This is a genomic window from Neobacillus sp. 114, from assembly GCF_030127045.1.
GTDB lineage: Bacteria > Bacillota > Bacilli > Bacillales > Cytobacillaceae > Neobacillus > Neobacillus rhizophilus.
Genome location: NZ_CP126144.1, coordinates 4114837 through 4134141, shown reverse-complemented (window position 1 = coordinate 4134141; position 19305 = coordinate 4114837). Strand labels below are relative to the sequence as shown.

Genomic DNA, 19305 nt, shown 5'->3' with positions numbered 1-19305 from the left:
GGAGTGATTGGATGACCTCAGGCTTTAAAAAGAGAGTAGTTGTCAAAATTGGCAGCAGCTCACTCACAAGCCTTCGTGGTGAAATTAGCCGCAGGAAATTGGAAAAATTGGTGGAAGAAGTTGTGCAATTAAAGGATGAAGGCCACGAGGTGCTGCTTGTTTCATCTGGTGCTGTAGCAGCGGGCTATCGAAAACTTGGTTTTACTGAACCACCGAGCGCTCTGCCGGAAAAGCAAGCATCCGCCTCGATTGGCCAGAGTCTATTGATGGAAATCTATTCTGAGCTTTTTCTATCTCACGGCTATGTTGCTTCACAAATTCTCATCACTAGAGAGGATTTATCGGATGAAAACCGTCATAACAATGCTAGAAATACAATCAATGTCCTGCTAAATCGTGGAATTGTTCCAATTATAAATGAAAACGATACGGTGACAGTCAATCGCTTAAAGTTTGGAAATAATGATGTTCTTTCCGCCAAGATAGCAGGACTAATCGATGCCGATATGTTAATTATTCTTTCGGATATTGATGGGATGTATAATGCAGATCCCCGCAAAAAAAGCCACGCTGTAAGGTTGGAACACATTCACGAAATTACCATTAAAATCGAAGAAGCAGCCGGCGGCTCTGGAAGCTCGGTTGGAACAGGCGGAATGAAATCGAAAATTGATGCCTTTAAAATCGCCATGGCGTCCGGAATCCTTTCCTTTTTAGGGAAAGCGGGAACGCCTAATATATTAAAAGATGCCGTCCATCAAGAAGCAACGGGGACCTATTTTATCAAACGGGAAATGGTTTCAAAAACAGGAGGTTAAAAGAAAGGGTATTTATCTTCCCAATCATATTTAAAAAAAATGGAGGGATTCGATGGTTCTTTTAAGAGAGGATTCAACAAAAATTGAAATTCAGGCAATCAAGGCAAAAAAAGCGGCCAAAAGACTAAGTATCTTATCGACAGAAGAAAAAAATCAAGCCCTCAATCTGTTAGCAGATCAGCTAGAAGCGAAAGAGGAGGACATATTGAAGGCTAATGAAATCGATATAAAATACGGGAGAATCGAAGGGTATAGCGAGGCCTATTTGGATCGTCTTACATTAACAAGAGAACGAGTTTTTGATTTTACTAGCGGACTTCGTGAAGTCGCCAAGCTTCCAGATCCTGTCGGCGATACCCTTTCCAAGTGGACACTTGATAATGGACTTCTTGTTAAAAAAGTATGTGTCCCTTTAGGTGTGATCGGTATGATTTACGAGGCACGGCCGAATGTGACTGTTGATGCAACAGGGCTTGCTTTGAAATCAGGAAATGCCATTCTCCTGAAGGGAGGTTCCTCAGCCATTTTTTCAAATAAAGCTATTTTTAAAGTGATTCAGGAAACGCTGGATAAGACGGCAATCCATAGAGAGGCGGTTCAGTTGATTGAGAGTACAGACCGCACCGCCACTCAGCAGCTGTTTACGATGAAAGAGCATATAGATGTGTTAATTCCAAGAGGTGGGGCTTCGCTCATTTATTCAGTTGTCAATGAAGCGACAGTACCTATCTTAGAAACAGGAGTGGGTAACTGTCACCTATATATTGACAGGGAAGCGGATGTGGAAAAGGCGCTAAACATAATGGTGAATGCCAAAACGGATCGACCTGCTGTATGTAACGCGGTGGAAACGGCAATTATCCATCTTGACTGGCTGGAGCACAATAAACAGGCGTTGATTAAAACGTTGAAAGACCACAATATTTCCGTCCATGCTGATAAAAAAGCGGCGGCGGTTATTCCTGGTGCTGAACTGGCAAACGTTGAGGATTGGGCGACAGAATACTTGAGTTTGGATCTCGCCATTAAGACGGTCACAAGTGTGGAAGAAGCGATTGAACATATTGATAAATATGGAACGAAACACTCGGAAGCTATTATTACTGAAAACTGTAAAACTGCTAAGAAGTTTATGGACTTAGTGGATGCCGCTGCGATATATCATAATGCTTCTACCAGATTTACGGACGGCGGGGCACTTGGGCTCGGTGCAGAAATTGGAATCTCTACCCAAAAGCTGCATGCACGCGGACCGATGGGATTGGCTGAATTAACGACGACCAAATATATAATGGCTGGAAATGGCCATATAAGATAAGGTAAAGAAGCTGATTTAAAGGCATATTGCGTGCTTTTAGATCAGCTTCTTTGATTTTTTTACAATAGGCTATAACTATTTTTTTAAGCTATTTTCGTAAATATTGTTGCTTCATTCTATAGAATCGACGTAACAAAGAGTAATATTAAACTTTTTTGGGGTATGTTTAGGTTTTATTTGTGAATACAGTATTTTTATTTGCGATTTTACGAGTTCTGTTTGCGAATTCAACCCTTTTATTTGCGAATCCTTATAGCAGAAATATATTAGAAAAGAGCCAATTTTTAAGAACGTCTGGATGGGCTTTTCTGTGGTTTTCGACTTTGCCATGGATAGAACGATAAATTTAATAATATCCATTGAAATATAGTCAGAATTACTCCAATTTGGTCAAATATCCTGTTATTATCAAAAAACCTAAGAAGTACTAATTGAATTGGGAAAAAGCAAAAAAATACAATTAATAGATTACGATTTAATCTTTTCCAAGAAGGTGATTGGAAGGGAGAAGTTGACCTCTTATCACGAATAATCCATAAGCAAGTAAGAACCAAAAAAAATACATCGAAAGGAAAAATTATTTTTTCCAAAGAAAAATCGAGTCCTAGGGTATCCCCTTTAAAATGGACCTTTTCTGAAGAAAAGAACCAAGAACCTGACTCAATGACTAAAAGAATAAACCATGTTAGCAATAACCAATGAAATGGTTTTTGAGCTCCTCTCCACCCCAAAATAACTATTGAAGTCATTAAGGAAACAAGAATCAATAACAGCCAATACTGCCCTCCTATTCCAGATCCGCCTAATCCCATCCATCCTGACCACGTGTATGTTGGTCCATCGAATAATCCTCTTATTATTGGCAGCCAGAACATGAACCCGCTAAGAATCACATAAAGAAGAATTAAAACTAATAACCTATCAGGTTTCCATTCCATAACAAAATCACATCCATTTTATGATCTTAATCATTATTATACTTTGGATATTTCAGTGAAATGCTTTAGGGCTAGGTATTTCTCATCTGGGCTTTACGATTCACTTGGCCAATTCTGCAGGTCCAGTTTTGTGAAAATATTCCTATAAAGAGGCATTTATTTTCAAGCGCTATATACTGTATGGAAGGGAGCGCTGTGAAAATGAAAAAAGTTTCTGTTGGATTAGGTATAATTGGAGTGTTCATCGTTGTTTTCGGATTTATGTTAATGTCCAGTTATAATAACTTTGTTAATTTAGAAGAAAACGTCGATCAATCTTATGCTCAAATTGAAAATCAATTACAGAGAAGACTGGACCTAGTACCCAACTTAGTAAATACCGTAAAAGGATATGCAGCCCACGAAGAAGAAGTCATCGCTTCTATTTCAGATGCACGTGCAAGACTTGCCGGTGCTAAAACGCCGGAGGAAGAGGCCACAGCTAACGCCGAATTATCTGGCGCATTGAGCCGTTTGCTTGTTGTTGTTGAAAACTATCCTAATCTAAAAGCAGATCGTCAATTTACACAATTAATGGATGAATTGGCTGGAACAGAAAATCGAATTGCCGTTGCTCGCAAGGATTATAATGACCAGGTTGCGATTTATAACAAAAAAGTAAAAAGCTTTCCGGGTGTAATGATTGCAGCTATAACAGGTTTTGATGAAAAGGAATATTTTGAAGCAGATCCTAAGGCCTCTGAAGCTCCAAAGGTTGATTTTGGAGGAGGCAATGGATAATGAAGGCAAAGAAGGCCATCAGCTTTCTTTTGGTATTTTTGACTATTTTCCTTTTTGCAGGAAAGGCATTTTCAGAGGATGTCCAAATCCCAGAACCAGTTGGCGATATTTACGTCCAGGATTTTGCCCATATATTAAATGATAAGGAAAAAGAAGAATTACAAAACTTAGGAAGAAAGGTTGAAGACCAAACAACTGCGCAGGTTGTCGTTTTAACGGTCCAAACAATAGGCGACAGAACCATTGAAGAATATGCCAATGAAGCATTTCGGCAATACGGAATTGGAAACAGCAAGGACAACAATGGTGTGCTCCTCGTCTTATCCATGAACGAGCGAAAATTGAGGATTGAGGTTGGCTATGGTTTGGAAGGGAGGATTCCCGATGGAAAAGCAGGCAGAATTCTTGATAAATACGCCATTCCCAACCTAAAAAGTGAGCAGCCCAATATAGCTGTAGTCGAAACATATAGGGTACTGGTAAAAGAGGTTCTTGCCGAATATGGTAAAGCAGGAGACCAGCCAAGAGAGGATGAAGGAATCGGCATTCCAGGTTGGTTAATTTTTCTTTTGGTCATTATTCTTGTGTTTCTTGATTTCAAATTTTTTGGAGGGGCCCTAACCTATCTCGTTCTTTCCATTCTGTCTAGAGACGATGGCAAAGGGGGTGGAGGTGGTGGCCGAGGCGGTGGAGGAGGCTCTTCGGGTGGCGGCGGTGCAAGCCGCGGCTGGTAAACTTGATGATAGTTAATTTCCATAAATATAACTGGTTATAAGAGTCATCCCCACCCTTAAGCTTTAGACTTGTTAAATTAGTCTGAGGCTTTTTATATTTTTAACAATTTGACGGGCACATATTGGTTTAATAGCCTTTACAAAAAAGCTGAAACATTGAAAAGCCATCATTTAATTTTGACAAAGGAAAAATTCGTGTTGACAAATTGTCAACGCAAATGTATATTTCTAATAGCATTTTTTTCCGAACTGGAGAAACTGTACATAATTTTGTGAAAATTTTTCTTTATGTTTTTAATAGTTTCCTATGTTCATACGACGAATTGTAAAAAAGGAATGAAAGCGAAAATGGCGGAACAGAAAAGGGATAACAAACTTGGTTTGTTATTGAAGAAATTGCTAAAAGAACGTTCTTTATCCATGCGGAAGCTGAGTGAACTTACTGGTATTGACACAGCCACAATCTCCCGGATCATAAATGGTAAACGAAAAGCGCAGCCGGAGCATTTACAAAAGTTTGCTGATTATTTAGGGGTTCCCATCTCTGAATTATTTATCGCTGCAGGCTTTGCAGTTGAAGAGAAAAAAGAAATTCAGCAATCTGATATCACTATGTCTGTTGAAAGTATTCAAAAGTTACTTGAAGCCTCTAATTTAATAGATTCTGAATTTAGCATAGCAAGTGTTGAACGGCAGTTAGCAAATTATGAACAATATGCACAAACGGAAGAGGGAAAAGAAAGTATTCTCAAAAGCTTTGGTGAAAAGCTTAAAAAGATTGGCAGTTTAGGTCCTTTTATAAGCCAGCTAAAAGATATGTTTGAGAGGTTTCGTTTAAATAAGGGAACGCCAAGAGAGCTTGCAATTGCTGGAAGTGCACTAATCTATTTTATAGTAACAGTGGATGTTATTCCAGATTACATTTTTCCAGTCGGTTATATTGATGATGCTATGGCCATTCAACTTGTTGCAAATTTACTAACAATTAAACAGTGATCGTGAATTCAAGAAATTGTTTAATTCCTATAATTGGTTGTTAATGGGAATTGATAGGATTTACAAAATAAAAATAATCGGGAAGGTGTACTATGGAAAGAATGCAACGTAGGAAAAAACGTGTCAAGTGGACAAGGATTATTCTTTTAATTCTTCTCTTAATGATTGGCAGTGTGGGTGCTTATGCAACTTATCAATATAAACAAGGAGTTTCACTTGCTGAGGGCGGGAAATTTAAAGATGATACGAAAAAAGCGAAAGCTTTTCAAGGAGAAGATGTGAAATTTGGAAGAATTAATGTGCTCCTTTTGGGAAGCGATTCTCGTGGGGAAGAGCATGCCAGAACGGATTCCATTATGATTGCCCATTATGACCAGGATACTCATCAATCTAAGTTGATTTCTATTATGAGAGATACATATGTTAATATTCCGGGTCATGGAAAGCAAAAAATAAACGCAGCATATGCATATGGCGGGCCAGAGCTCCTTCGACAAACCATTAAAGAAAACTTTGATATTGATTTAAATTATTACGCTATAGTTGATTTTGAAGGGTTCTCAAAGATTGCCGATATTATTGCACCAGATGGAATCGAAGTGGATGTTCCTTCTAAAATGTCGTATGGAATAGGAACGACAATAGAACCTGGAAAACAAACCTTGCATGGGGACAAGCTATTAGGATATGTACGTTTTAGACATGATAAATTAAGTGACTTTGGCCGGGTTCAAAGACAACAGGAAGTCATAGGCAAGTTGAAGGATCAAGCTATGAACGTAGGAAGTATTTTAAAACTTCCTAAAATGTTAGGGGTTATAAACCCATATGTTGATACTAATTTGGATACACCTACTTTATTGTCTTTGGGAAAAGATTTGCTTACTAATCAATCTAATGACATAAAAACAATGCGTATTCCCGTGGATGGGTCTTATACAAATAAGCAATTCAACAACGTTGGTGCAGTGTTAAGTATCAACCTGGAACAAAATAAGTCTGCTCTAAATGATTTTTTATCATTATAATCATTTTGGGTTATTAAGAAAATGAAGATGTAAAATTGATAAAATTGCCCATGAAAAATGCATGATGGAAAGTGGGCATCTTGCATTTTTTATGGAATGTCTCAATTTATTAGGCAGGAGTAACACTATGGATGATAAAGAACTTAATTTAACGGAGCATCTTGATGAGTTGCGAAAAAGATTAATTATTTCGGCAATTGTTTTCATATTATTTTTTATTTTAGGAATGGTTTATGTCAAAGAAATATATGTTTTTTTTATGGGCAATCTTGATTATAAATTAATGGTTCTCGGCCCCAGCGATATTATCTGGATCTATTTTCATATCGCAACTGTTATTGCTGTAACTGGAACAATCCCAATAGCTGCATGGCAAATCTGGTTATTTGTAAAACCTGCTTTAAAGCCAGGGGAAAGGAAGGTTACATTAGCGTATATTCCTGCCTTGTTCTTTCTTTTTATTGGAGGGCTGGCATTTGGTTATTTTTTTATTTTCCCAAATGTTATGAGCTTTCTTATCAAATTAGGAAATGATATGTTTACAACCTCTTTTACGGCAGATAAATATTTTAGTTTTTTAATAAATATGACTTTACCTTTTGGTGTAGCGTTTGAATTGCCTCTTGTCTCGATGTTTTTAACAACTTTAGGCATTGTGAATCCATATAAATTAGTAAAACTCAGAAAATATGCGTATTTCATTCTGGTCATAATAGCCTCGATGATCTCTCCGCCAGAATTTATTTCTCATATTTCCGTAGCAATTCCACTGATTCTAATATATGAGATAAGCGTTTTATTATCCAAAATGGTTTTCAAACGAATGCAAAAAAGTCTTAGTGTTCAAGATTTTAATAAAGAAATGGAGCTAATTAACAATTAAAAAAATGAATAGAGTTTTTTGAGGGAGCTCAGCAATGGGTCTCCTTTTTATATTTTCGAAGAGTTGAAACCTTATTAACATAATTCAAACCATTCGAATATATAAATACACAAAAGAATTGTTCTAAAGTGGCAGCTAGATGAACAGCACACCCACAGGAGGAGAATATGCATTATTTATCTATTTTGTTAATAGGTATTGCGGCAAATCTAGATAATTTAGGCATTAGTGTTTCTTATGGATTAAGGTCAACGCGAATTCCCTTTGCTTCTAATTTGATTATTGCTATCGTCTCAATGGTTTGTGCTTATCTTTCCATTATTGCAGGTGAATTCGTTACGCAGTTTATTTCTATTGCATTAGCCAATTTTGTTGGTGGTTTAATTATTAGTAGTATTGGGATTAAATGCATAGCAGACTCCTTTTCTGTTCAAGAAACTCCAAGCAAAGTGAAAGTTGACTCTAATTTATCACATGTTATCAGTCAACCAGATTCGGCAGATGTTAACGATGATAAAGTGATTTCAGTAAAGGAATCGATATTATTAGGGTTTGCGTTAGCAATCAATTGTTTAGTAATGGGGTTGGGAGCAGGTATTACAGGTCTTTCTCCAGTTTTAACAACAATTTCGATTGGATTATTTTCGGTACTATCCATTTGGAGTGGAGTAAAACTTGGAGGTAAAATTTGTGGTATGAACGTTGGCAAGTATTCTAATTTTGCTGCGGGTATACTGTTAATAATGATTGGTGTTTACGAAATGATTGTATAAAAACTGATTTAAAAAGAGGGGTGGGGTGTTTGCCAACTCTCTTCTTTATTTCTACTCATTAAAAGCTTTCCATACAAAAAAAGAGCCGCCGAAGCAGCTCCATTAAAGATTAATTTTTAGAAAGGTTGCTCTTTCGTTTACCGTACAAAAGATAAACAACAAACCCCACCAACATCCAAATCACGAAGCGAATCCAAGTAATCGAAGGCAGGCTGATAATTAGATAAATCGAAAAACCAATCCCGATAATAGGGACGAATGGAACCAACGGCGTTTTAAATCGCCTTTCCAGATTAGGCTGTTTGACGCGCAGCACCATGATGGAAGCGCAAATTAGGATAAAGGCGGACAGGGTTCCGATGTTGACGAGTTCTGCGACTTCATTGATTGGAGTTAAGCCGGAAACAACAGCTGTTACCGCACCAATAATCAGTGTAGGGCGGTAGGGGGTCTTATATTTGGAATGTACTTTTGCAAACCAGTTCGGAAGCAAACCATCGCGGCTCATCGCGAACCATATACGTGAACCGGCAAGCATAAAGGAAAACAGTACCGATAAAATCCCAGTGATGGCGGCCGCAGAAATAATCAAGGTAATCCAATTCAACCCCACTTGACTAAAGGCCTTCGCAATCGGGGCTGCATTCCCTAAAGTTTCATATGGAGCCATTCCTGTAATCACGAGGGACATGCCGATATAAAGGCAAAGAGCAATCGTTAAGGACAGGACCACCGCCCGTGGCAAATCGCGTTGCGGATTTTTCGCTTCTTCTGCAGCAGTGGTTAATGTGTCATATCCGAATACGGCGAAGAATACCAGTGCGGCACCACCCATCACACCGTGAAAACCAAATGGCATAAACGGATGCCAGTTGGCAGTATCAACGTAAAAGCTGCCGACGGCAATGACCACAACCACGATGCTTAATTTGATGATGACCATCAAGTTGTTAAATCGTGCTCCCCATTTCATCCCAATCGTTAGCAGCCCGGCAATGGCTAAACTAATTATCATGGCAATCAGGTCAATTTTATGGCCGGCACCTGTTCCTGGAGCCCCCTGTGCCCATACAGGAACATGAATACCGATTTGCTGTAATATTTCTTGCATATACCCTGACCATCCAATCGCCACTACTGCAATGACCAGGGTATATTCAAGCAATAAATCCCACCCAATCAGCCAAGCGGCTCCCTCACCCAAGACAGCGTAGCTATAGGTATAAGCACTGCCCGCGACTGGAATTAAGCCGGCGAATTCCGCATAGCATAATGCCGCTGCCGCACTGGCAAGCCCCGCGATAATAAATGATAAGATAACGGCAGGTCCTGCATGTTCTGCAGCTGCCACTCCAGTCAGAACGAAAATTCCTACACCAATGATTCCCCCCAACCCGATCGCTGTCAGCTGCCATAATCCCAAGACACGTTGAAGTCCGGTACTATTTGTGCCTTCTTGCTGTAGTTCGTTAATGGACTTCCTTCTCATAAAAGATTTCATTGATTACCTCCATTTCTACCTTAAAAAGTAACAACCTATTATTTTAATTGAAGTTTTTAAGGTTAATAAAACAACTATGTTTTAATAAATGGAGATATACAAAAGTTGCCTAATACTAATGTGTTTGAAAAAAATGAAGTAAACTTACAAAAGTGTTTTCACGAATACGTAATACTTGTAAAACTTAATTTTGAATCCAATAAAATTTGAACCGCCTGGTCTTTTTGCTAAAAAAGCCTAAAACAGGCCAGTAAATGAAAATTCGGATTTGAAATATCTGAATTTTTTAATTATAATAAAAATATAACACTCGACTGTCGACAAGAAAATTAGATACGAATTAAAAATTGGAAAAGAGGTGTGCAAATGTTGGAATGCAATCCATTGCAAAAGCCGTTACCTTATTATCAACAAATTCAACAATCGATAAAAGAAAGCATCTTTAATGGTATATACAAACCAGGGGATCGATTATATGAAGCTCAAATTGCGACGTTTTATAATACCAGCCGGAGCCCAGTAAGAGAAGCGATTCGGGCACTGGTGATGGAAGGTTTACTAGTAATGGATCAAAAGTCACAAATATCAGTCTACAAACCAAACTTACAGGATGTGCGGGATATTTACGAATGCAGGATTTCCCTGGAATCTACTGCTGTTGAACTGACAGCGGTACGAGCGACAGAGGAACAGCTGCAGGAGCTTGAAAAAACGTTAGAAGATTCTGAGCAAGCAATGAAAGAAGTAATAACAGATAGGGTTATTGCATGTAATGCCCGTTTTCACGAACTAATTATCCAGTACAGCGGGAACCCCAGATTAATGAAGCTTGTTGAGGGTTTGAATGGTTTGATCCAGTATTACCGTGTATTAAACATCCAAGGTGAAAACCGCTTCAATACGATTTTAAAAGGACATAGGGAGATTTATGATGCAATAAAAGAAAGAAACCCGAAAAAAGCAGCTGATAGATTAAGAGAGCATACGCAAGAGGATCTAAGTAACTTAGTTCATGTAATCGAACAATTAGAGGAGAGATAATTTTTGCGAATCGTTCATGTTGATCAAATCATTGAAACCGTTGCCAAGCTTTGCTGGGAGGCCTGCTATTACCTTCCTGAAGATGTATTAGCAGGATTTAGAAGGGCTGAGAAGACAGAAGCATCGCCGATTGGGAAAACAATCTTGCAGCAGCTTCTAGAAAATGCCGAAGAAGCCAAGGTCAATCACATGCCGTATTGTCATGATACGGGCATGGCCGTTGTATTTGTAGAGGTAGGCCAAGATGTCCATATAACGGGCGGGAACTTTTTGGATTCAATCCAAGAAGGGGTGCGCACGGGATATCGGGAAGGGTATCTAAGAAAATCAGTTGTCGGTGACCCACTCATTCGCGTGAACACCGGGGATAATACACCGGCAGTCGTACATACTGAAATCGTTCCCGGAGACCAGATTAAATTCACGGTCCTGCCTAAAGGCGGGGGCAGTGAAAATATGAGTGCGATGAAATTCTTACTTCCTGGTGAAGGGAGGCAAGGGGTTAAAAATTTTGTTTTACAAACGATTAAAGAAGCAGGCGGGAAGGCCTGTCCGCCTGTTGTCGTCGGAGTTGGCATCGGCGGAAGCTTTGATAAAGTAACCTCACTGGCGAAACATGCCGTTTTGAGGGAAATCGGTGTTCATCATCATGAACCGCATATTGCGCAGCTGGAAAAAGAACTCCTTGAGGAAATTAACAACACAGGAATAGGGCCGCAAGGGTTAGGCGGGACCAGTACGGCGCTATGGGTGCCAATTGAAACATATGCCTGTCATATAACTGCACTGCCAGTTGCGGTAAATATTCAATGTCATGCTGCCCGTAAAAAGACGGCTGTGTTATAGGAGGGGATTTTAATGGCAGAATACCGGTTAAAAACACCGCTGACAGATGAAGATATCCAAATGTTGCAGATAGGGGACCAGGTTCTCTTAACAGGGACCATCTATATGGCCCGCGACGCAGCCCACAAAAGAATGGTAGACCTGCTTGAATCTGGCCAGTCTTTGCCAGTTAATTTAAGGGGCGAAGTCATTTTCTATGCCGGTCCGTGTCCGCCAAAACCTGGGCAAATCATTGGGCCAGTGGCTCCGACAACAGCTTATCGGATGGATCCTTATGCTCCTGCCATGTATGAATATGGGGTAAAAGGAACGATTGGTAAGGGGCCAAGAAGAGAAATGGTCAAAGAAGCATGTAAGCAATATGGCGCCATTTCCTTTGCTGCCGTCGGCGGGCTCTCCACGATTTTAAGCAGACGGGTAACAGATGTTGAGGTAGTAGCTTATGAGGACTTAGGGCCAGAAGCAATCAGACGGCTTGAGGTAGAAGATTTCCCGTTACTTGTTGCCTATGATGCGCACGGTCAAGATTTGTATGAACAGGAAATAGCCAAGTATGAAAATTACAATAAAAACGCGAATAAGGGAGTAGGTATATAATATGAAGAAACTAGAAATTGCTGTCATTCCAGGGGATGGAATTGGGAAAGAAGTAGTGCCAGTAGCAACAAAAGTTCTAGATACAGTGGCTGAAATTCATGGCGGCTTAAAATTTGAGTATACAGAATTTCCATGGAGCTGTGATTATTACCTGGAGCATGGAAAAATGATGCCAGAGGACGGCTTGGATATTTTAAAGAACTTTAATGCCATTTTTCTAGGGGCAATCGGGAACCCTCAGGTTGTTGCAGATCATGTCTCTTTATGGGGTTTATTAATTAAGATTCGCAGAGAATTTGAGCAATCGATTAATATTCGTCCAGCTAAATTTTTTAAAGGATTGAAATCACCTTTAATTAATCCAAATGACTTTGATTTAATTGTTGTCAGGGAAAATAGTGAGGGTGAATATAGTGAGGTTGGCGGAAGGATTCATCGAGGGGAAGATGAGGTCGCTATCCAAAATGCCATTTTTACAAAAAAAGGCACAGAACGTGCGATGCGGTATGCATTTGAACTAGCGAAACAGAGAAGAGGGCATGTCACATCCGCGACAAAGTCAAACGGGATTTTCCATTCGATGCCGTTTTGGGATGAGGTCTTTAATGAGGTAAAAGCAGATTATACCGATATTCAAACCGCTTCCTATCATATCGATGCGTTGGCTGCCTTTTTCGTAACAAGACCGCAAATTTTTGACGTGATTGTCGCTAGTAATTTATTCGGGGATATTTTAACGGATATTGGCGGGGCCATCATGGGAAGTATCGGGATCGCGCCTGCAGCCAATATTAATTTAAATGGAAAGTACCCTTCAATGTTTGAACCAGTACATGGATCTGCGCCAGATATTTATGGTAAAGGAATTGCCAACCCAATTGGACAGGTGTGGACAGCGAAGATGATGCTCGATCACTTTGGCGAGCATGAACTCGGTCAAAAGCTTTTGGATGCTATCGAAGATGTTACCAACGACGGAATTAAAACTCCGGATATAGGCGGCACATCCTCCACCAATGAGGTTGGGGAAGCTATTTGCAGCCGGTTGAAAGAGGTTTGTTCAGTGTCTTAAATTAATAGTTAAGAAAGGGAGGCTGCTCAAATCAATACTTGGGCAGCCTCTTTTTGTGTTTCCCCAAAAGGTATTAGAAAGGAGGTGACCCGTAAAAATAGAGGTCTTATTTTACCTGTGAAGTGTTGGAGAGATGGCTGACCGGTAAAAATAGAAGTCATATTTTACCCCCATAGGGTCTAAACAGAGATCAAACGGTAAAATATGCCCTGGCATTTCAAATGAATTGCGTTCTAAGTGTTAACTCAAATTAAAAAACCCCTAACCTATATAAATCTCATAGATTAGGGGCTTGCACTAAATATTATTTATTCTTGCTTTCTGCATCCTTAATGATATCTTCGCCGATTTTCTTAGCCCATTCATCATAAATTGGCTGAAGATCCTTTTTGAATGATTCAATTTCTGCTGGAGAAAGCTCATTAATCTTGGTTTGACCACGGTCTTTTAGCTTTTTAAGAGCTTCATCATTTAATTTCTTTGCAGAATCACGCGCAACCTTTGTTCCTTCTTCCACACCTTTTTGAACAATGGCTTTCGTTTTATCATTCAGACCATCCCAGAATTTCGTATTGGTTAATAAAGCATAGTCCACGCGAGTATGTCCCATTACAGTTGTATACTTTTGCACTTCATCGAATTTCTTTGATTCGATGTTACTAAAAGTGTTTTCTTCTCCATCAACCGTCCCCTGCTGGAGGGCAGTGTAAAGCTCGTTGAATGGAATGGAGACGGAACCAGCATTAAGCTTACTATAAATTTCTTCGAGCAACTGACCGCCTTGAGTACGAATTTTTAAGCCTTTTAAGTCTTCTGGCTTCGTAATCGGTTTCTTATTATTTGTCATGTGTTTTGCACCATTTGGCCACATTGCAACACCTAGCACGCCGTCCTTTTCTAACCGTTTAAAGATTTCCTTGCCTTTTTCACCATCCCAGAAAGCTTCTGCCGCTGCATCGTCTTTAAACAAGAAAGGCATAGCAGGGACGTTAAAGCCAGGGTCATTACCAACCAACTTGGACATATCCGGGATAATGAACTGGACGTTGTTGGCTACTAAGTTCTGATATTCATCTTTATCACCGAATAGCTGGCTGTTTGGATAAACCTGAACCTTGATTTTACCGCCGGATTCTTTTTCGATATATTCTTTCATGGCAAGGGCCCCGGCTTGCTTAGGAGTGTTTTCCGCGACAACGTGGGATATTTTGATGGTCATTTCCTGAACGCCATCACCAGATTTGCCCTTTTCACCGCTAGATGAGCTACCGCTTGTTTCTTTTGAAGAAGAGCCGCAGGCTGCAAGGCTAAATACTAATAGAAGAGTTACTGTTGCTATCAATAGTTTCTGAATCTTTTTCATTTGATTTCCCCCTTAATAAATAACTTGATACAAATTGATAGATTTCTGTATGGTCCGCATCCTTATCTAGTGCAACACTTGCTTCATGGAATCTGTCAAACACGAGCTGCGGCAGATTTGTCGCCGCCTCCGCATTTAAAAATAACCCATTCGCCATTTCTAGATCTTTTCTTAACAGTTCCAGACTAAACCCTGAATCAAAACTATCCGTTAAGATAAAGGATGGGAATTTATACTCTGTTGAACCGCTTCGGCCTGTACTATGATTAAATACATGAATCGCTTTCTCCGGTTCCACATCAAAACTTTGGAGCAATTGAACGGCCTCACAGCTCGCTAACAGATGAGCAGCAGAAAGATAGTTATTAATGGCCTTGATTAAGTGACCGCTTCCAATTGGACCAACATGAAAGAGGTTACTGCCCATCGAACCTAGCAAACGCTTACATCTAGTAAATGATTCCACTGGTCCTCCGATCATGATGGTTAACTGAGCAGTGACTGCTTTCTTGACCCCGCCGCTGACGGGTGCGTCGATAAATTCAATATTTTTTTCTGTTAATTTTTTAAAATTCTTTCTCGTTTCATCAGGGTAGGAGCTGCTCATATCAATGATGACTAATGGTTCTTGGTGAGTGTGTTGATCTGAGGAGAAATGGTCAATAATTTGGTCTATGACTTGATTTACGATCTTAGATGAAGGAAGCATAAGAATGATACATTGTACATGGTGAATCCAATCAGTAAAATAGCCCGGTTTCCCGCCATAGCTCTGGAATTCATTGATAGCGGCTTCGTTAACATCACTGCCGTAAACAGTAAATCCGCTATTTATTAGGTTTTTTGCCATAGGCAAGCCCATTTTACCAAGCCCGATAAAACCTATTTTCTGAATCATGAAGGAAAAACTCCTTCAAGCTCTTTATGTAAAGAGCCAATCCGCGGGTGCGCCCGTCCACTCGTGGTGACGACGGCGGCGATGACAATTTCGTCGTTTCGAGGTGCATCAGGAATCCTTGTTTCAAAGGTCATGTGGTGGCTGCGAATTTTTGCATCCATTTTGTGTTTAATCGCTAAATCCAAACTGCTGCCGGCGGCACCCCGTTTCTCAGCGGAAGGAAGGAGCGTTTCAGCATTTCCACATTGGGACCGAAATGGATTTCCAAACGTTAGGGTATGGATAATGGCAGAACCGTGTTCGATTTCTCCATCAAGTCCAACTAGTGCACCCTTTCCATAGCCTTCGACTTCATCACCTGTAACGCCTAAAGCTTCCATTGCCTTCTTTGGCAAAAGTTCACCGAGCTGTTCAGAACAGGCTTTGATCAGAGGAAGTAGATCCTCTACGTATATGCCGGCATAAGGATTCTTAATGACGGCTAGAGCAGCAGCGACCCGAACGGGCTTATCTGCTTTTTTGAAACCTTCTATAAAGGTCTCCTCCGAGATGGTCACAATTTTTCTTATTTCTAATTTCATCTTCAACCTCCTCATTATAATGGATTTTGGATACAATCTACACCCGAGTTGTTTCAACAAATGCTGATATTTCCACTATAACAAAAACAATAAATGTTGTGAATACACAAAAAATATAAAATAAAATAAATTTTCTGTTTATTTTTTGGAAACTATCTTGTATATTTTAAATTAAGGTCCAGTTGTATATTGGATACAATCTACTGAATAAGGAGTTGATTTTTATGAAGAAACTCTTTAAATGGCTTGATCACATCGAAGAAGGTTTGGCAGGAGTGCTGTTTATTGGAGGAGTAGTCGTAAGTTTGTACGGAGTTTTTACAAGGTATGTTCTCAATGCACCAGAATCATGGATTACGGAAATATTTGAATTTCTACTTACGTGGTCCATATTTATCGGTTTTGGGCTGGCGCTGAAGGATAACCGGCACATCCAAGTAGAATTATTATTTGACGTGCTTCCGAAAGGTCTCAAAAGAATAGTTGCAACGATTAGTAATCTAATTGGTGGTGGATTTTCCTTCTACCTTGCTTATTCTTCCATTGAATTAATAACGCTATCAAAAGAACAAGGAATTAAAACAATTGATGTTGGGATTCCAATTTGGATTTCATATCTGGTTCTTCCAATCGGAATGGGACTTCTCGGATTCTACTTTTTTGTAAAGGCTTACAGAGCGGCGAGAGGTGATCAAAGCGAGCTTATCGGCGAGATTGAACAGCTATATGAATCAATGCAAAATGGTGATGGAAAATCAGGTGAGAAAGGGGTAGGAGCATGAATCCAGTCTTAATGCTATTCATAATTTTTGCAGTCCTGTGTTTATTACGCGTACCGATCGCTGTTAGTTTAGGATTATCAAGTGTCATCGCTTTATCAATGGCAGATTTTACCCTTTACACCGTTATTCAGAAAATGTTTAATTCATTAAACTCAGCCACCCTAATGGCCATTCCTGGCTTTGTATTTGCCGGAATTATTATGTCAAAAGGCGGTATCTCACACTATTTAATTGAGGCATTAAAATCATGGGTAGGGCATATCCGTGGAGGGTTGGCGATCATCACCATCCTTGCTTGTATGATCTTTGCAGCCATTTCTGGTTCAAGCCCAGCAACAGCAGCGGCTGTCGGAAGTATTATGATACCGGCGATGGTGGAAGCTGGATATGGTAAAAGATATGCAATGGGGCTTGTAGCCGCATCAGGGACACTGGGAATTTTGATTCCACCTTCGATTCCATTAATCATTTATGGAACGGTGGCCGAAGAATCAATCGGAAAATTGTTCTCAGCTGGTATCATCCCTGGTTTATTGTTAGGTGGAATCCTATTAATCTCTGCGATTATTCATGCAAGAATTCATAACTTTGGTAAATTGCCAAAACAGTCGATGCAGGAAAGATGGAGAAAGACAGCGAAAGCTTCTTGGGGATTTTTTCTGCCAGTCTTGATTTTAGGTGGAATATATTCTGGTGCGGTAACACCAACAGAGGCTGCATTTGTATCTTGCTTCTACGGATTAATTGTTTCTGTCTTTATCTACAAAGAAATGCCTTTTAAAACATTTAGAGAAGTCACGAAGGAGTCTATCAATATTACGTCGATGATTTTTCTAGTCATCGCATCGGCAATGATTTTTGGTATGTTCCTGACAACAGAACAAGTACCTCAGGCATTTGCAACCTGGATTGAAACAAGTACAAGCAATAAATGGCTCTTTATCATTGGTGTCAATATTATGTTCTTTATATTGGGTATGTTCTTAGAAGCCGTCGCCATTATTTTAATAACACTGCCAATTCTTTTACCTGTACTTGCAATATTTGATATTAATGTCATTCATTTTGCGATTATTATGACCATAAACATGGAGTTAGCGATGATTTCTCCACCTGTTGGGCTCAATTTATTTGTAGTCAGTGGAATCACGAGGGAAAAGGTTGGGGAAGTTGTTAGAGGGGTGCTGCCATTCTTTGCGCTTATGGTTTTAGCGCTCGCTATCGTGGTGATTTTCCCACAGGTATCGTTGCTTTTAGCGAAATAACCTGATTTCCAAAATAAGAGAATCTGCTTACTCATTTACTAGGGTAAGCTGTTCTTTTTCTGTATCCAATATCCCAAAATAAGGAGTTTGATGGAATTAATGCGATCCTATTTATTTGTTCCTGCGGCCTCCACCAGAATGTTTGAAAAAGCGCTGGCAAGTGTTGCCGATTGTGTCATTTTTGATTTTGAGGATGCCGTAGCGATCTCTGAAAAACAAGAGGCAAGAGAACGTGCGAAACATTTTCTCCTAAATAACCAGCCGGAGAAAGATGTGTTGATTAGAATCAACGATATGACCACGAATTTTTGGCGAGAGGATTTAGAAGCTGCCATTGAAGCCGGAGCCAGCGGTGTCATGGTACCAAAGGCTGAAAGCTTGGTTAGCATAAAGACGTTATGTGAAACAGCTTTAATTAATCTTGAAAGACAGAAAAGGGACCTTCATTCCTTTTCCGTAATCCCGTTAATTGAAACGGCCAGAGGGGTTCAATTTGCCTATGAAATCGCATCAGCCCATTATTTGGTAAAAAGATTAGCATTTGGTTCCATTGATTATTCCTTGGATGTCGATTGCGAACTAACGGATGAGGGAATAGAACTGCTCTTTGCCAGGTCGCAGGTGGTAACTGCGTCGAAAGCAGCGGGGATTGGCAGTCCGATAGATTCGGTATACCCTGATCTTGCAAATGAAGCAGGGCTCATTAATGAGTCACATAGGGCGAGGAAAATTGGGTTCAAGGCGAAGCTGGCCATCCATCCTAAGCAATTGCAGCCAATACACGAAATTTTCTCGCCAAGCAAAAAGGAAATGGAAGCGGCATTAGAAATTGTCAATGCCTTTGAAGCTGCTGAGCAGCAAGGGATTGCCTCGATTGCTGTAGGGAATAAACTGGTGGATTATCCGGTTTATAAAAAAGCGAAAGCGTTATTAGAGTCGTCGGGAGTTTCATAGAGAGGGTCTACGTGCCCGATATGGGGTTCAGGAGTGGTAAATGGTCACGTAGATGAGTTCTACGTTCCTGAAAAGCGGTTCAGGAGTAGTAAATGGTCACGTAGATGAGTTCTACGTTCCTGAAAAGCGGTTCAGGA

General features: G+C 39.9%; 19 protein-coding genes and 1 pseudogene. 15 read left to right on the top strand and 5 right to left on the bottom strand.

Features of this window, described 5'->3' with window-relative positions; all coding sequences use genetic code 11:
• Window positions 1-11: 11 nt before the first annotated feature.
• Both proB and QNN06_RS19990 read left to right on the top strand, forming a co-directional pair.
• Window positions 12-782 (top strand): annotated as a pseudogene (proB, locus tag QNN06_RS19995) (glutamate 5-kinase); the annotation flags it as partial.
• A gap of 88 nt (window positions 783-870) precedes the next feature.
• Window positions 871-2136, top strand: a complete 1266-nt coding sequence (locus QNN06_RS19990) for a glutamate-5-semialdehyde dehydrogenase (RefSeq protein WP_284035840.1) — start codon at window positions 871-873, stop codon at window positions 2134-2136.
• Window positions 2137-2420: 284 nt separating this feature from the next.
• On the opposite strand, the gene QNN06_RS19985 is transcribed toward QNN06_RS19990, so the two are convergent.
• Complete coding sequence (locus tag QNN06_RS19985) at window positions 2421-3074, bottom strand: hypothetical protein (protein WP_217036227.1); 654 nt, start codon at window positions 3072-3074, stop codon at window positions 2421-2423.
• Window positions 3075-3275: 201 nt separating this feature from the next.
• Here QNN06_RS19985 and QNN06_RS19980 point away from each other — a divergent pair, with 201 nt between their 5' ends.
• From QNN06_RS19980 to ytaF, 6 genes are all read left to right on the top strand, one after another.
• Window positions 3276-3854 carry a LemA family protein gene (locus QNN06_RS19980; protein WP_213119090.1) on the top strand — a complete coding sequence of 193 codons (579 nt, stop codon included), beginning with the start codon at window positions 3276-3278 and terminating at the stop codon, window positions 3852-3854.
• A complete protein-coding gene (locus QNN06_RS19975) occupies window positions 3854-4588 on the top strand; it encodes a TPM domain-containing protein (RefSeq protein WP_217036229.1) in 735 nt (244 codons plus the stop codon). The genes QNN06_RS19980 and QNN06_RS19975 overlap by 1 nt, the downstream gene beginning before the upstream one ends.
• A 348-nt stretch (window positions 4589-4936) precedes the next feature.
• Window positions 4937-5584, top strand: a complete 648-nt coding sequence (locus QNN06_RS19970; protein WP_217036231.1) for a helix-turn-helix domain-containing protein — start codon at window positions 4937-4939, stop codon at window positions 5582-5584.
• A 92-nt stretch (window positions 5585-5676) separates the two neighbouring features.
• Complete coding sequence (locus tag QNN06_RS19965) at window positions 5677-6612, top strand: LCP family protein (RefSeq protein ID WP_284035839.1); 936 nt, start codon at window positions 5677-5679, stop codon at window positions 6610-6612.
• Between the two features lie 127 nt (window positions 6613-6739).
• The gene (gene tatC / locus QNN06_RS19960) at window positions 6740-7495 is read left to right on the top strand and encodes a twin-arginine translocase subunit TatC (RefSeq protein WP_284035838.1); all 756 of its coding nucleotides are present in this window, start codon (window positions 6740-6742) and stop codon (window positions 7493-7495) included.
• A gap of 167 nt (window positions 7496-7662) precedes the next feature.
• Entirely contained in the window at window positions 7663-8268 is a 606-nt protein-coding gene (gene ytaF, locus QNN06_RS19955; protein WP_217036237.1) for a sporulation membrane protein YtaF, read from the top strand.
• Between the two features lie 109 nt (window positions 8269-8377).
• Here the strand turns inward: ytaF and QNN06_RS19950 are convergent, their stop codons facing one another.
• Window positions 8378-9769, bottom strand: a complete 1392-nt coding sequence (locus QNN06_RS19950; protein ID WP_217036256.1) for an amino acid permease — start codon at window positions 9767-9769, stop codon at window positions 8378-8380.
• 366 nt (window positions 9770-10135) lie between these two features.
• Between QNN06_RS19950 and QNN06_RS19945 the strand changes: the two genes are divergently transcribed.
• From QNN06_RS19945 to QNN06_RS19930, 4 genes are read left to right on the top strand one after another with little or no spacing between them, the layout of a single operon-like run.
• Window positions 10136-10810: a GntR family transcriptional regulator gene (locus QNN06_RS19945; protein WP_213119097.1), complete on the top strand. Its 675-nt coding sequence runs from the start codon at window positions 10136-10138 to the stop codon at window positions 10808-10810.
• A 3-nt stretch (window positions 10811-10813) separates the two neighbouring features.
• Window positions 10814-11656, top strand: a complete 843-nt coding sequence (locus QNN06_RS19940; RefSeq protein ID WP_284035837.1) for a fumarate hydratase — start codon at window positions 10814-10816, stop codon at window positions 11654-11656.
• A 12-nt stretch (window positions 11657-11668) separates the two neighbouring features.
• Window positions 11669-12253 (top strand): FumA C-terminus/TtdB family hydratase beta subunit, encoded by a 585-nt coding sequence (locus QNN06_RS19935; RefSeq protein ID WP_213119099.1) that lies wholly within the window; start codon window positions 11669-11671, stop codon window positions 12251-12253.
• A 1-nt stretch (window position 12254) separates the two neighbouring features.
• Window positions 12255-13325 carry a tartrate dehydrogenase gene (locus QNN06_RS19930; RefSeq protein ID WP_284035836.1) on the top strand — a complete coding sequence of 357 codons (1071 nt, stop codon included), beginning with the start codon at window positions 12255-12257 and terminating at the stop codon, window positions 13323-13325.
• 304 nt (window positions 13326-13629) lie between these two features.
• Here the strand turns inward: QNN06_RS19930 and QNN06_RS19925 are convergent, their stop codons facing one another.
• The 3 genes from QNN06_RS19925 to QNN06_RS19915 are packed head-to-tail and all read right to left on the bottom strand — an operon-like array spanning window position 13630 to window position 16167.
• The gene (locus QNN06_RS19925; RefSeq protein WP_284035835.1) at window positions 13630-14688 is read right to left on the bottom strand and encodes a DctP family TRAP transporter solute-binding subunit; all 1059 of its coding nucleotides are present in this window, start codon (window positions 14686-14688) and stop codon (window positions 13630-13632) included.
• The gene (locus QNN06_RS19920; protein WP_284035834.1) at window positions 14633-15586 is read right to left on the bottom strand and encodes an NAD(P)-dependent oxidoreductase; all 954 of its coding nucleotides are present in this window, start codon (window positions 15584-15586) and stop codon (window positions 14633-14635) included. Before QNN06_RS19920 ends, QNN06_RS19925 begins: the two co-directional genes overlap by 56 nt.
• Window positions 15583-16167, bottom strand: a complete 585-nt coding sequence (locus QNN06_RS19915) for an amino acid synthesis family protein (RefSeq protein ID WP_213119103.1) — start codon at window positions 16165-16167, stop codon at window positions 15583-15585. Before QNN06_RS19915 ends, QNN06_RS19920 begins: the two co-directional genes overlap by 4 nt.
• A 224-nt stretch (window positions 16168-16391) precedes the next feature.
• On the opposite strand from QNN06_RS19915, the gene QNN06_RS19910 reads away from it, so the two are divergent.
• From QNN06_RS19910 to QNN06_RS19900, 3 genes are all read left to right on the top strand, one after another.
• Window positions 16392-16949 (top strand): TRAP transporter small permease, encoded by a 558-nt coding sequence (locus QNN06_RS19910; RefSeq protein ID WP_213119104.1) that lies wholly within the window; start codon window positions 16392-16394, stop codon window positions 16947-16949.
• Entirely contained in the window at window positions 16946-18214 is a 1269-nt protein-coding gene (locus tag QNN06_RS19905) for a TRAP transporter large permease (protein ID WP_213119105.1), read from the top strand. The genes QNN06_RS19910 and QNN06_RS19905 overlap by 4 nt, the downstream gene beginning before the upstream one ends.
• Before the next feature lie 90 nt (window positions 18215-18304).
• Complete coding sequence (locus QNN06_RS19900) at window positions 18305-19168, top strand: HpcH/HpaI aldolase/citrate lyase family protein (RefSeq protein WP_284035833.1); 864 nt, start codon at window positions 18305-18307, stop codon at window positions 19166-19168.
• Window positions 19169-19305: the final 137 nt, after the last annotated feature.